Genomic DNA, 13,086 nt, shown 5'->3' with positions numbered 1-13,086 from the left:
CCATGGCATTTCGTCTCATCTCGCTCGGTCATACCGGATTGTCGGCCGGAGCACTGGCGCGCGGGCTGGTCGCGGCGGCGATTGCGGTGAGCCTCAGCTGGGGCGGGGTGCTCTACGCCGCCAACCAGAGCGTCCAGGGCGCCAAGAAAACCGAAGATGCAGGCTTTGACGGCGACGCCCCCACCGCGATCCTGATCGAGGCCTCCAGCGGCAGCGTGCTGTTCGAGAAGAACGCCGACGAGCTGCGCGCGCCCTCCAGCATGATGAAGCTCGTGACAGCGGAGGTCGTGTTCAACGCGATCAAGAAGGGCGACATCAAGCTGACCGACGAATACCGGATCAGCGAGAACGCCTGGCGCAAAGGCGGCGCGCCCTCCGGTGGCTCGACCATGTTTGCGGCCATCAACAGCAAGGTTTCGGTCGATGACCTCCTGCACGGCGCGATCATCCAGAGCGGCAACGATGCCTGCATCGCGCTCGCCGAAGGCATCGCCGGCAACGAGCGGATCTTTGCATCCGACTTCATGACCAAGCGCGCCCGCGAGCTCGGCATGGCCAAATCGACCTTCGCCAACTCCAATGGCTTGCCCGACCCCGGCAACAAGATGACGGTGCGCGAGCTCGGCATGCTCGCCCGCCACATCATCCTGGACTTCCCCGAGTTCTACAAACTGTTCGGCGAGAAGGAGTTCACCTGGAACAAGATCCGCCAGCCCAACCGCAATCCGCTGCTCAATTCGATGGAAGGCGCTGACGGCCTGAAGACTGGCTACACCAAGGAAGGCGGCTACGGCATGGTCGGCTCGGCCGTGCAGAACGGCACGCGACTGATCGTCGTCGTCAACGGGCTTGAGGATAGCGAGGATCGCGCCACCGAAGCCAAGAAGATGCTGGAATGGGGCTTTCGCAATTTCGAGACCCGCACGCTGATCGCGGCCGACCAGCCGGTCGGCTATGCCAAGGTGTTTGGCGGCGAGAGCCGTTCGGTGAAGCTCGTTGCGAAAGAGCCGGTGAAGGTGATGGTGCACAAGAGCGGCGGCGACAAGCTGATCGCGCGAATCATCTATAGCGGTCCGGTCCGCGCGCCGGTTCAGGAGGGGCAGCGGGTAGGCGTGGTCAGGGTCTGGCGCGGCGGCAATATCGCGGTGGAGACGCCGGTCTATGCGGCCGAGGCAATCGGCACCGGGTCGACCGTGCGGCGCGCGATCGACGGGGCCAGCGAGCTCGTGATCGGCATGTTCCGCGCAGGCGCCGAGAAGCTCTGATCATGAGTGAGAGCACGGGACAGCGGCCGTCCGGACGCGGACGCTTTATCACCTTTGAAGGAGGCGAGGGGACCGGCAAGTCGACCCAGATCAAGAAGCTCGCCGACCGGCTCAAAGCGGCCAAGTTGCGCACGCTCGTCACGCGCGAGCCGGGCGGCTCGCCCGGCGCCGAGATCATGCGCCATCTGGTGCTGTCGGGGATGGGCAAGCTGCTCGGGCCTGAAGCCGAGACGCTGCTGTTTGCCGCCGCACGCGACGACCATGTCCGCACATTGATCGAGCCCGCGCTCAAGCAGGGCATTTGGGTGCTGTGCGATCGTTTCGCAGACTCAACGCGGGCCTATCAGGGCAGCCTCGGCAGCGTGCCCGCCGGTTTGATCAACGCCATGCAGCGGGTCACGATCGGCGATCTCAAGCCGGACCTCACCTTCATCCTGGACCTGCCGGTCGAGATCGGCCTGGCACGCGCGTCGGCGCGGCGCGGCAGCGGCACGCCTGACAGGTTCGAGGGCGAGAAGCTCGCCTTCCACCAAGGCCTGCGCGAGGCCTACCGCAAGATCGCCGCGGATGATCCCGCACGCTGCGTGCTGATCGACGCCAATTCCGATCCTGATACGGTTGCCGAACGCGTCTGGACCGCGCTGCGCGACCGCCTCCTGCCGACGCCCGCATCGGTGATCTCGGCATGAGCCCGCGTCAGGTCGAGCGTGAATCCGCCATTCCGCATCCGCGCGAGACAAGCCTTCTGTTCGGCCATCGCGAGGCCGAGACCGCGCTGCTCACCGCCTACCGCAGCGGGCGCATTCCGCACGCCTGGCTGATCGGCGGGCCGCAGGGCATAGGCAAGGCGACGCTGGCCTATCGTATGGCGCGCTTCGTGCTCGCTCGCGGCCAGCTGCTGGCGCCCGCCGTGCAGGGCGCCGAGGATCTCGCGATCGATCCTGATGACGCCGTGGCGCGGCAGGTTGCGGCGAGTTCGCATGGCGGTCTCTTGACGCTGGAGCGCACCGCCAACGACCGTGGCGTGATGCGGACGGTCATCACCGTCGACGAGACGCGCGAGACCATCGCGTTCTTCGGCTCGACTGCGGCCGCGGAAGGCTGGCGCGTCTGCATCGTCGACACCGTTGACGAGCTCAATCCCAATGCGGCGAACGCGCTGCTGAAAATCCTCGAGGAACCACCCCAGCAATCGCTGTTCCTGCTGGTCAGCCACGCGCCCGCACGCGTGCTCGCCACGATCCAGTCGCGTTGCCGCAAGCTGCGCTTGCGCTCGCTCACGACCGACGAGGTGATTGCCGCAGCCGCGACGGCCGCCGACCTCGCTCCGACCGATCTCGCGTTGCGCGAGGCGGCGGAGGCCTCCGAAGGCAGCGTTGCACGGGCACTGACCCTCCTTGGCGGTGATGCGCTAAAACTCCAACAGCGGACGGCGGCACTGCTGGCACGTCTGCCGCAAGTGGATCCGCGCGAATTGCACACGCTCGGCGAATCCCTTGGCACCAGCGACCGCGTCGCGCTTGCGGCCTTCATCGACGGCATCGATCGCTGGATCGCCGAACGCCTCCATGCGGACGAAGCCAATGCCAACCAAAACCTGCCGCGCCTTGCGCGCCTAGCTGAGGTATGGGAAAAGATCGTCCGCGCCGCGCGCGACACCGAAACCTACAATCTGGAGCGAAAGCCCTTGGTTTTCTCGGTGTTTGGCTGGCTCGCGGACGCAACGCGCTAGGCGCAGGTACGTTTCCAAATTTTGAGAAGCTGGTAAAGGAATTCGTGGTGGCAGCGCGAGCTAAGAAAATCGCCAAGGGCAAGAGCAGCAAGAAGAACGCTGCCAAGAAGGCCGCGAAGGCGCTCGCGCGCAAAGCGGCCAAGAAGGTCAAGACGACCAGGAAGGCTACCACCAAGAAGGGCACTGCGAAGACGGCCAAGAAGGCCGGCAAGAAAGCTGCGAAGAAGCAGGTCGTCGCCAAGAAAGCCGCGACAAAGAAAGCCGCGACAAAGAAGGCCGCCAAAAAACCCGCCAAGGCTCCGGCGAAGAAGGCGGCAAAGAGGGCGAGGGCGACCGCGCCCGCCGTGATCGCCGGGCCGACTCCAGTCGCCACACCCCCGAAGGCCGTGAAGCCCAAAGCGACGAAACCAAAGGCGCCGCCTGCACCGAAGCCGGTGGCCGCCCCGAAGCCGGCAGCGCCGGTTGCCGAGCCCGCGCGTGACAACGTCTTCTACATCTCAACCGCGATCGCCTATCCGAACGGTAACCCGCATATCGGTCACGCCTATGAGGCGATCTCGGCCGACGTGCTGGCGCGCTTTGCGCGGCTCGACGGCAAGGACGTGTTCTTCCTGACCGGCACGGACGAGCACGGCCAGAAGATGGTTCAGACCGCGCAGAACGAGGGACTCACCCCGTCTGCGCTCGCAACCCGTAACGCCGACCGCTTCAGGGAGATGGACCAGCGCCTGAACGTGTCGTTCGACCGCTTCATCCGCACGACTGAAGAACAGCACCACCGCTCCAGCCAGGAGATCTGGCGGCGCATGGAAGCGAACGGCGACATTTATCTCGACAGCTATTCCGGCTGGTACTCGGTGCGCGATGAAGCCTATTACGCCGAGGACGAGACACGCCTGAACGACGACGGCATGCGCCTTGGCCCGCAAGGCACGCCGGTCGAATGGGTCGAGGAGGAGAGCTACTTCTTTCGTCTGTCGGCCTATCAGGACAAGCTGCTCAAGCTCTATGAGGAGCACCGGGAGTTCATCGGCCCGGACGCGCGCCGGAACGAGGTCGTCAGCTTCGTCAAGGGCGGCCTGCGGGATCTCTCGATCTCACGCACCACCTTCGACTGGGGCGTGAAAGTGCCCGGTGCCGAAGATCATGTGATGTATGTGTGGGTCGACGCGTTGACCAACTACATCACCGGTGTCGGCTTCCCCGACGAAAGCGACACGAACTGGCGCTACTGGCCGGCGGACGTGCATATCATTGGCAAGGACATCATCCGCTTCCACGCGGTGTACTGGCCGGCATTCCTGATGTCGGCTGGCATCTCGCTGCCGAAGCGGGTCTATGCCCATGGCTTCCTGTTCAGCAGGGGCGAGAAGATGTCGAAGTCGGTCGGCAATGTCGTCGATCCCTTCAACCTCGCCGACCAGTATGGCGTCGACCAAATGCGCTATTTTTTCCTGCGCGAGGTCTCTTACGGCCAGGACGGCAACTACAACCATGAAGCCATCGTCGCGCGCATCAATGCCGATCTCGCCAACGATCTCGGCAACCTTGCGCAACGCTCGCTGTCGATGATCGCCAAGCAATTCGGCGGCGTGCTGCCGGAGCCGGGCGAGTTCAGCGACAGCGACAAGGCGATTTTGGCGATGGCCGACGGCATGATCGCCGCGTCGCGTGAGGCGATGGCGACGCAGCAGATCCATCACTGGCTCAATGCCGTGTGGGCCGTGGTCGCCGAGGCCAACCGCTATTTCGCGGGCGAGGCGCCGTGGGCGCTGGCCAAGACCGATCCGGCGCGACAGAAGACGGTGCTCTACGTCACCGCCGAAGTCGTGCGCCAGATCGCGATCCTGGTCCAGCCGGCGATGCCGACCGCGTCGGGCTTGCTGCTCGACAGCCTCGGCATCCCCGCGGACGAGCGCGATTTTGCGATGCTCGGCGGTGACAAGCGGATCGCTGCTGGATCGACGCTGCCAGCGCCGACGCCGGCGTTCCCGCGCTACATCGAGCCGGCGGCCTGAGGCGTTCGAACGATGCTGGTCGACAGTCACTGCCACCTGGATTTTCCTGACTTTGCGGAGGATCTCGACGGGATCGTGTCGCGTGCCCGCGCGGCCGGGATCGGCCGCATGGTCACGATCTCGACGCGGGTGCGGAAGCTCGATCAGCTTCTCGCCATCGCCGGGCGTTACGACGACGTCTATTGCTCGGTCGGCACTCATCCGCACAATGCGGACGAGGAAGACGGCATTGCGCCGGACGAGTTGATCGCGCTGACGCGGCATCCGAAGGTGGTCGCGCTCGGCGAAGCCGGGCTCGACTATTTCTACGACGACGGCTCGCCGGAGGCGCAGGCGAGGGGCTTTCGTGCCCACATCGCGGCGGCGCGCGCCACCGGCCTGCCGCTGGTGATCCACACCCGCGAGGCGGATGAGGATTGCGCGCGCATCCTGGAAGAGGAGGCGGCACGCGGACCGTTTCGCGCCGTGCTGCATTGTTACACCGGCGGGCGCGAGCTGGCTCTGAAGGCGGTGTCGCTCGGGCTCTACATCGGCTTCACGGGCATCCTGACCTTCAAGAAGTCGGATGCCTTGCGCGCGCTCGCGGCCGAACTGCCGGCTGACCGTATTCTGATTGAAACAGATTCGCCCTACCTTGCGCCGGGCAAGTTCCGGGGCAAGCGCAACGAGCCGGCCTATGTGGTCGAGGTCGCAAAAGTGCTCGCCGAGACGCGCGGCGTGTCGCTCGAAGAGATCTCACGCCAGACCAGCGAAAACTTCTTCCGCCTGTTCTCCAAGGTGAAAGCTTGAGGTTCTGATCCGCATGACGCTGACGCTGACGATCCTGGGGTGCGGCTCCTCCGCCGGCGTACCGCGCCCGGCCCTCGGCTGGGGCGCCTGCGATCCCAACAATCCCAAGAACCGCCGCCGCCGCTGCTCGCTGCTGGTCGAACAGACCTCGAATCACGGCACCACACGCGTCGTGATCGACACCTCGCCGGACCTGCGCGAGCAGTTGATCTCGACCGATGTCGACCACATCGACGCAGTGTTCCTGACGCACGAGCATGCCGACCAGACCCATGGCATGGACGATCTGCGCTCGGTTGTGATCCATATGCGCAGGCGCATCCCGGTCTATTTCAATCAATCGACCGCGAAAGATATCATGGCGCGGTTCTCCTATTGCTTCATCTCGCCAGAGGGCAGCGACTATCCGCCGATCCTGACGCGGCATTCGATCGAGGCAGGCGGGAGCCAGATCATCATTGGCAAGGGCGGGAACGTTACAATGACCGCCTTCCTGGTCCAGCACGGCAACATTCCCGCGCTCGGCTATCGCATCGGCAATGCCGCCTATACGCCCGACCTCAACGACATCCCGCCCGAGAGCTTTGGCGCCCTGGAAAACCTCGATCTCTGGATCGTCGATGGCCTGCGCTACACCCCGCATGTCAGCCATTTCAGCATCAACGACGCGCTGTCCTGGATCGAGCGCTTCAAGCCGAAACGTGCCGTCATCACCAACATGACCGCCGACGTCGATTACGAGGTGATCCGGCAATCGCTGCCATCAGGCGTAGTGCCGGCCTATGACGGGCTGCGGCTGGAGACTCACTGAGCCCATCCAGCGGAAATTTTTCCGCAGGCCGGCATGCTCCTTGCTTTCGCGAGCCCTGTCGTGTTGGTCTAACGTCTCAAAGACAGGCGTCGGATGGAGGCGATAATCAAGCGAGGCTGGCGATATCGCCGAGCTTGATTGAGCCGCAATATGAGGATGGGGGCCGGGTTGGCAGAGCACGGCGACGACGTAACAGCTATTGGACCTGTCCGACGCGTTCTGGATCTGCTCTATCTGGGTGCGGGTTACGCTGCCGGCGTCTTCCTGTTCGCGATCTTCGCCATCATGATGGTCATGTCGATCGGGCGGCAGTTTGCGCTCAACATCCCGGCCGGTGATGATTTTGCATCGTGGTGCATGGCTGCGATGGCGTTTCTGGGGCTCGCCCACACCTTCAAGCGCGGCGAGATGATCCGGGTCGGCCTGCTGCTCGAGCGCCTGCACGGGCGAAGCAAGCAGGTCGCGGAGATCGTGGCGCTCGGCATTGCAACGGCCTTCGTTCTCTACTTCACTCGACATGCCGTGCAGATGACTTACGATTCCTGGCGCTTCAACGACGTGGCGCAAGGCGTCATTGCGCTTCCTCTCTGGATTCCCCAGCTCGGCTTTGCCGGCGGTCTTGCGATCCTGTCCATCGCGCTGATCGACGAAATGGTCAATGTCGTCGGCGGCCACCGTCCGAGCTACGAGAGGAGCTCCCCGGACGAGACGCCGGACGAATTTATCGAACGTATCTCGCAAGGCGGCGGCGGTTGACCATGGTCAATCTTGGCATGATCGAGCTGTCGTTCATCCTCCTCGGGGTCATGATCCTGCTGCTGGGAAGCGGCATCTGGATCGCCGTTTCGCTCGGGCTCGTCGGCTTCGTGGCGATGGCGCTGACCACGAGCCTGCCGCTAGGGTCGGTGCTTGCGACCACCACCTGGAGCGCAAGCGCGTCCTGGACGCTGGCGGCATTGCCGCTGTTCATCTGGATGGGCGAGATATTATTCCGAACAAAACTGTCGGAGGAGATGTTCCGCGGACTTTCGCCCTGGGTTCAGTGGCTGCCGGGGCGCCTGACCCATGTCAATGTCATCGGCTGCGGCATCTTTGCAGCTGTGTCGGGCTCCTCTGCCGCGACCTGCGCAACCATTGGCAAGATCGCACTGCCGGAGCTCGACAAGCGCGGCTACGACAAGGGGCTCAGCCTTGGGTCGCTGGCCGGCTCCGGCACGCTCGGCTTGCTGATCCCGCCGTCGATCCCGATGGTCGTCTACGCGGTGACGGCGAACGTGTCCGTGCTTCAGGTGTTCCTTGGCGGCTTCCTGCCGGGCGTGCTCGTGATGGTGCTCTATTCCGGCTACATCATCATCTGGTCGCTACTCAATCCAAAAAAGATTCCGCCGCGCGACCCGCCGATGCCGTTTCGCCGGAAGCTGCAAGAGTCCGCCAAGCTCGTCCCGTGCCTGCTTCTGATCCTGGCCGTCTTCCTCTCGCTCGTGCTGGGTTTTGCGACCGCGACCGAATGTGCCGCCTGGGGCGTTACCGGCGCGCTGCTGCTGGCGTGGTGGAGCGGCACGCTCACGCGCAAGACCTTCTTCGAAAGCATCATGAGCGCGACGCGCCTGACCTGCATGATCATGCTGATCCTGGCAGGCGCTGCCTATACGACGGCCGCGATGGCCTATACCGGCATCCCGGCGGCGCTTGCCACCTGGGTCCAGGGACAGCAGCTCACGCCCGGCATGCTCGCGCTGTATCTGAGCATCACGTACATCATTCTCGGATGCCTGATTGACGGCATCTCGATGATCGTGCTGACCGCGGTCATCGTGCTGCCGATGGTCAAGCAGGCCGGACTCGATCTGGTCTGGTTCGGCGTCTACCTCATCATTCACGTGGAGATGGCGCAAATCACGCCGCCGGTCGGCTTCAACCTGTTCGTGCTCCAGAACATGAGCGGCCGCGATACGTTCACTGTGGCGCGTGCGGCGTTCCCCTTCTTCGTCCTGCTGCTGGCCGCCGTATTCATCATCACCGAATATCCGCAGATTGTGCTGTTCCTGCCCAAGCTCGCCTTTCCCGATTGATCGCACCCGGCATTCTAAAGTGACCGTGAGGAGAAGTACGATGACGCTTCATTTGCTCCGCGCAGGCCTGATTGCAGGCGCCGTGTTGGCCGCTGGGCCGGCCTTTGCCCAGACGAAATGGAATCTGCCGGCAGCATACCCGTCGGACAATCCGCACTCGGAAAATCTGGTTGCCTTTGCCAAGGACGTCGAAGCAGCCACGTCGGGAAAGCTCCTGATCACCGTTCATCCGAACGCTTCGCTGTTCAAGGCACCCGACATCAAGCGCGCGGTCGTGACCGGGCAGGCGCAAATGGGTGAGCTGCTGCTTTCAATCCACGAAAACGAGGATCCCGTCTTCGGGATCGACGTCGTGCCGTTTCTCGCGACCAGTTTCGCGGAGTCGGTGAAGCTGTATCAGGCCTCGAAGCCGGCAATCGCGAAGAAACTCGATGCGCAGGGCATCAAGCTGCTCTTCGCCGTGCCGTGGGCGCCGCAAGGCGTCTATGTCAACAAGCCGCTCGCCACGATCGAGGATATGAAGGGACTGAAATGGCGCGCCTACAATGTCGGAACGGCGCGCATCGGCGAGCTGGTCGGCGCGCAGTCGGTCACGATCCAGGCGGCCGAGCTTCCACAAGCGCTTGCGACCGGCGTGGTGAATTCCTTCATGTCGTCTGGCGGCACGGGTTACGATTCCAAAGCCTGGGAGTCCCTTAAGTATTTCTATGACGTGCAGGCCTGGATTCCGAAGGACTACACCTTCGTCAACAAGGCTGCGTTCGAGGCGCTCGACAAGCCGACGCAGGACGCCATCCTCAAGGCCGCCGCCGCTGCGGAAACACGCGGCTGGAAGGCTTGGGAGGACAAGGCCAATTGGTACATCGATCAGCTCAAAGCCAAGGGCATGATCGTTGAGCCGCCCAGCCCGGCGTTGAAGGCCGGTTTCCAGAAGATCGGCGAGCAGCTCACCGCCGACTGGCTCAAGAAAACAGGCGCTGACGGCCAGGCATTGATCGACGCCTACAGGAAGATGTGAGGACGGGTAGGGCTTTCGTCCGCCGCGTGCGAGCGGGCGGAAGTCTCCTGCACGTTCGCTTCCATCGACAAAATGGCGATATCACCAAGTGTAACGCAGGACAGCCTTGCCGGTATAGGAGCGTACAAGGCTCGATAGCTCGCTGTCGACATTTGCTGCGGCCGACCATCCGTTGAGCGCTCGCAGCTCGAGCGATACGCCCGTCAGCGCCGAGTTCGGCGCAATCGCGGTGCTGCCGATGACGAAGCCTTGAGGGGATACGGCCTGGAGCACCGCCGGCATCGATTGCGTCGCGCTGAAATCATGTGCCCAGGCAAGACGTCCACGCAAGTCGAGGAGGCCCCCAGCCAGCAGGAACGACGTGCCGGCGCGCAGGCCGAGCTCGCTGCGGCTGTCGGTGAAGCTGTTGCTGCCGGAGGTCGTCGCGGATGGGTCGGCCGCGTAAGCCGGCTGGCCGGGGTTGGTGGCCAGGCGAAACATGGTGATCTGGCCGGCCGCGTAAGGCGTGATGCCGAGCCAAGGCGTCGCAAAGCGGTAGCCGCCTTCGATACGGCCGGAATAAGCGTTGGCGTTGACGGCCGGGGAGAGCTGGTCGCTGCGGGGCGGCGTCACCTGATGATCGCTGGTGATGGCCTGCCAGCCATAGGCCAGCGCGGTCGCGACATAGGCCGCGCCGATCGTGTGCCTGACGAAGGTGCCGGCCTGGAACAGGTCGGAGCGGCCGCTGGACAGATTGCTGGCAAAGCCGGTGCCGCCGCCGGCGAGCGCAAAACCCACCCGCGTCTGCGGCGAGAGCGAGTAGTCGGCGCCAACCGCCGTGGCAAAGCTCCGGCTGACCGAGCCGTTGCCGCCAGTCGACATCTGCGAGCCACCGATACCTGAGGCCCAGATGCTCCAGTGCGGAGCCGCGAGCGATGGTTTGCCGTAGATCGCCTCATAGGCTTCCCGCCCGATGCCGCCATGTGTGCGGTCATTACCGGGATCGGCATAGGCCGAAAGTTCCGAGTCGAATTCGGGTCGACCGATGCCACGCCCGTCGATGGCTGGATCCAGCAGGGCCTGCGTGAATTGCGCCATCGCCAGGAACGTGGCTTGCGCCATCTCGGTCTGCGACGAAGCAGCAGCGGAGCCACCGCCAAACCCCCGCTGCATGCCAAACCTGCCTGCGGTGGCGAGACCTGGAGGCTCGGCGTTCCAGCCATAGTTCGGCTGCATCCCGGCGCCGCCACCATTTCCATTGCCGTAGGGCACGCCGCCAAGAGCCGAGGCCTGCGGCGGGGGGCCGAGCATCGGGCCACCCATGCCAGCAAAATTATTGCCGCCGCCGAAATTGCCGAAGCCGCCGCCAGATGCGTTCGGACCGGGATAGCCAAAATTCTCGGAGCCTGCGAAAGCGCCGTACTCACGCATGACCTGGGCATCCGCCGCGCGCGGCAGCAGCAATCCGGCCGTCAATAGCAGCAGCGCCAGACGCGCACGCACGTCTGTGCTCACGACACCAACCGCATGAAGCGCCCCAACCGCGCCGGTTGCCGGCCGCGCTGCCTGCGCGGCGAATCAGGTGGAAACAGCGAATCCGACGGGAGCGAAACGTAAATGCGTCTCTAATGTTTTCCAATCTTTTCCTGTGATGTCCTGATGTCGTCGAACATTCACAATCGTTTCGGGACGACGCGCGACCGTTACGGCCCATGTTTCTACATGTGTCTGAAACCGGAACGCACTCAGGCTGTAATCGCCTTGGCCGAGCCGACCTCGTTGCGCAGCAGGAATTTCTGGATCTTGCCCGTCGACGTCTTCGGGATCGGTCCGAACACGACGGCCTTCGGCGTCTTGAAGCCGCTCATATGCGAACGGCAGAAGGCGATGATGTCGGCCTCGCTCGCGCTCGCACCGTCCTTCAATTCGACGAAGGCGCAGGGCACTTCACCCCATTTCGGATCGGGCTTTGCGACCACGGCGGCGAACAGCACGGCAGGGTGCTTGTAGAGGATGTCCTCGACCTCGACCGACGAGATGTTCTCGCCGCCGGAGATGATGATGTCCTTGGAGCGGTCCTTGATGATGACGTAGCCGTGCTCGTCGAGCACGCCAAGATCGCCGGTATGAAACCAGCCGCCCTCGAAGGCTTCCTTCGTCGCCTTCTCGTTCTTGAGGTAGCCCTTCATCACGATATTGCCGCGGAACATGACCTCGCCGATGGTCTCGCCGTCACGCGGCACCTCCTGCATGGTCTGCGGATTGATGACCGTGACGCCTTCCTCGAGCGGGTAGGGCACACCCTGCCGCCGCTTCATGCGCGCCCGTTCGGGCGCTGGAAGCTCATCCCAGCCGGGCTGCTCGGCGCAGACGGAGGCGGGGCCGTAGACCTCGGTCAGGCCATAGACGTGCGTGAGCTTGATGCCGATGTTTTCCGCACCCTCCAGCACCGCGACTGGCGGCGCGGCGCCTGCGATCAGGCCGACGACGCGGCGGGCGGCGTTGCCTTTGGGTGCGTCGGGCGCATTGATCAGCGTGTTGTAGACGATCGGCGCGCCGCACATGTGGGTGACGCCGTGGGCTTTGATCAGATCGAAGATCTTGCTCGGCTCGACCTTGCGCAGGCAGACATTGATGCCGGCGGCCGCCGCGATGGTCCAGGGGAAGCACCAGCCGTTGCAATGGAACATCGGCAGCGTCCAGAGATAGACCGGATGCTGGCCGAGTTGGCCTGCGAGGATGTTGCTGACGGCGTTGAGATACGCGCCGCGATGATGCGTGACGACGCCCTTTGGATTGCCTGTCGTACCGGAGGTATAGCTCAGCGCGATCGCGTCCCATTCGTCCTCGGGCGGAATCGCCGTGAAGCCGGGATCGCCTTGCGCAACCGCCGCTTCATATTCGATCTCGCCGATGCGCTTGCCGCCCTTGAAGACGGCATCGTCGACGTCGATCACGAATGGCTTTGGCCCGCTCATCTGCGCCAGCGCATCGGTGATCACGCTCGAAAACTCGGGATCGACCAGAATGATCTTGGCGCCGCCATGGTCGAGCTGAAACGCGATCGAGGGCGCGTCGAGACGGATGTTGAGCGCATTGAGCACGGCGCCCGTCATGGGCACCGCGAAATGCGCCTCGTTCATCGCCGGGATGTTCGGCAGCATCGCCGCGACGGTGTCGCCAACGCCAATGCCCTTGCCGGCAAGATAAGAGGCAAAGCGCTTGCAGCGCTCGTAAGTCTGGGCCCACGTGAAGCTGCGGCCTTCGTAGACGGTGCTGACGTGATCGGGATAGACGGCGGCGCTGCGCGCGAGGAAGCTCAGCGGGCTCAGCGGCACATAGTTGGCAGGGGTCTTGTCCAGGCCGATATTGTACTGGCTCTCACGCATCGACACCCTCCTT

General features: G+C 63.9%; 11 protein-coding genes. 9 read left to right on the top strand and 2 right to left on the bottom strand.

The window, feature by feature from the left end:
* Nucleotides 1-2 precede the first annotated feature (2 nt).
* From ABID59_RS07000 to ABID59_RS06960, 9 genes are all read left to right on the top strand, one after another.
* On the top strand, nucleotides 3-1,265 hold the full coding sequence (locus ABID59_RS07000; RefSeq protein WP_148749240.1) for a D-alanyl-D-alanine carboxypeptidase family protein: 1,263 nt from the start codon (nucleotides 3-5) through the stop codon (nucleotides 1,263-1,265).
* 2 nt (nucleotides 1,266-1,267) lie between these two features.
* Nucleotides 1,268-1,954, top strand: a complete 687-nt coding sequence (gene tmk / locus ABID59_RS06995) for a dTMP kinase (protein WP_354082884.1) — start codon at nucleotides 1,268-1,270, stop codon at nucleotides 1,952-1,954.
* Nucleotides 1,951-2,997: a DNA polymerase III subunit delta' gene (locus tag ABID59_RS06990; protein ID WP_354082883.1), complete on the top strand. Its 1,047-nt coding sequence runs from the start codon at nucleotides 1,951-1,953 to the stop codon at nucleotides 2,995-2,997. The genes tmk and ABID59_RS06990 overlap by 4 nt, the downstream gene beginning before the upstream one ends.
* Nucleotides 2,998-3,044: 47 nt before the next feature.
* Entirely contained in the window at nucleotides 3,045-5,015 is a 1,971-nt protein-coding gene (gene metG / locus ABID59_RS06985) for a methionine--tRNA ligase (protein ID WP_354082882.1), read from the top strand.
* A gap of 12 nt (nucleotides 5,016-5,027) precedes the next feature.
* Nucleotides 5,028-5,804, top strand: coding sequence for a TatD family hydrolase (locus ABID59_RS06980; protein ID WP_354082881.1), 777 nt, complete (start codon nucleotides 5,028-5,030; stop codon nucleotides 5,802-5,804).
* A 13-nt stretch (nucleotides 5,805-5,817) separates the two neighbouring features.
* Nucleotides 5,818-6,615 carry an MBL fold metallo-hydrolase gene (locus tag ABID59_RS06975; RefSeq protein WP_354082880.1) on the top strand — a complete coding sequence of 266 codons (798 nt, stop codon included), beginning with the start codon at nucleotides 5,818-5,820 and terminating at the stop codon, nucleotides 6,613-6,615.
* A 150-nt stretch (nucleotides 6,616-6,765) separates the two neighbouring features.
* Nucleotides 6,766-7,371, top strand: coding sequence for a TRAP transporter small permease (locus tag ABID59_RS06970; RefSeq protein WP_354082879.1), 606 nt, complete (start codon nucleotides 6,766-6,768; stop codon nucleotides 7,369-7,371).
* Nucleotides 7,372-7,373: 2 nt separating this feature from the next.
* Nucleotides 7,374-8,687: a TRAP transporter large permease gene (locus tag ABID59_RS06965; RefSeq protein WP_354082878.1), complete on the top strand. Its 1,314-nt coding sequence runs from the start codon at nucleotides 7,374-7,376 to the stop codon at nucleotides 8,685-8,687.
* A gap of 40 nt (nucleotides 8,688-8,727) precedes the next feature.
* Nucleotides 8,728-9,705: a TRAP transporter substrate-binding protein gene (locus ABID59_RS06960; RefSeq protein WP_354082877.1), complete on the top strand. Its 978-nt coding sequence runs from the start codon at nucleotides 8,728-8,730 to the stop codon at nucleotides 9,703-9,705.
* 81 nt (nucleotides 9,706-9,786) lie between these two features.
* Here ABID59_RS06960 and ABID59_RS06955 read toward each other — a convergent pair whose 3' ends face one another.
* Both ABID59_RS06955 and ABID59_RS06950 read right to left on the bottom strand, forming a co-directional pair.
* Nucleotides 9,787-11,187: an autotransporter outer membrane beta-barrel domain-containing protein gene (locus tag ABID59_RS06955; RefSeq protein ID WP_354082876.1), complete on the bottom strand. Its 1,401-nt coding sequence runs from the start codon at nucleotides 11,185-11,187 to the stop codon at nucleotides 9,787-9,789.
* 242 nt (nucleotides 11,188-11,429) lie between these two features.
* The gene (locus ABID59_RS06950; protein WP_354082875.1) at nucleotides 11,430-13,073 is read right to left on the bottom strand and encodes an acyl-CoA synthetase; all 1,644 of its coding nucleotides are present in this window, start codon (nucleotides 13,071-13,073) and stop codon (nucleotides 11,430-11,432) included.
* Between the last annotated feature and the right edge of the window lie 13 nt (nucleotides 13,074-13,086).

This window comes from Bradyrhizobium sp. S3.3.6 (assembly GCF_040546905.1).
Lineage (GTDB): Bacteria > Pseudomonadota > Alphaproteobacteria > Rhizobiales > Xanthobacteraceae > Bradyrhizobium > Bradyrhizobium cytisi.
The sequence above is the reverse complement of the archived record's forward strand: the minus strand, read 5'-3'. Positions and strand labels throughout refer to the sequence as shown.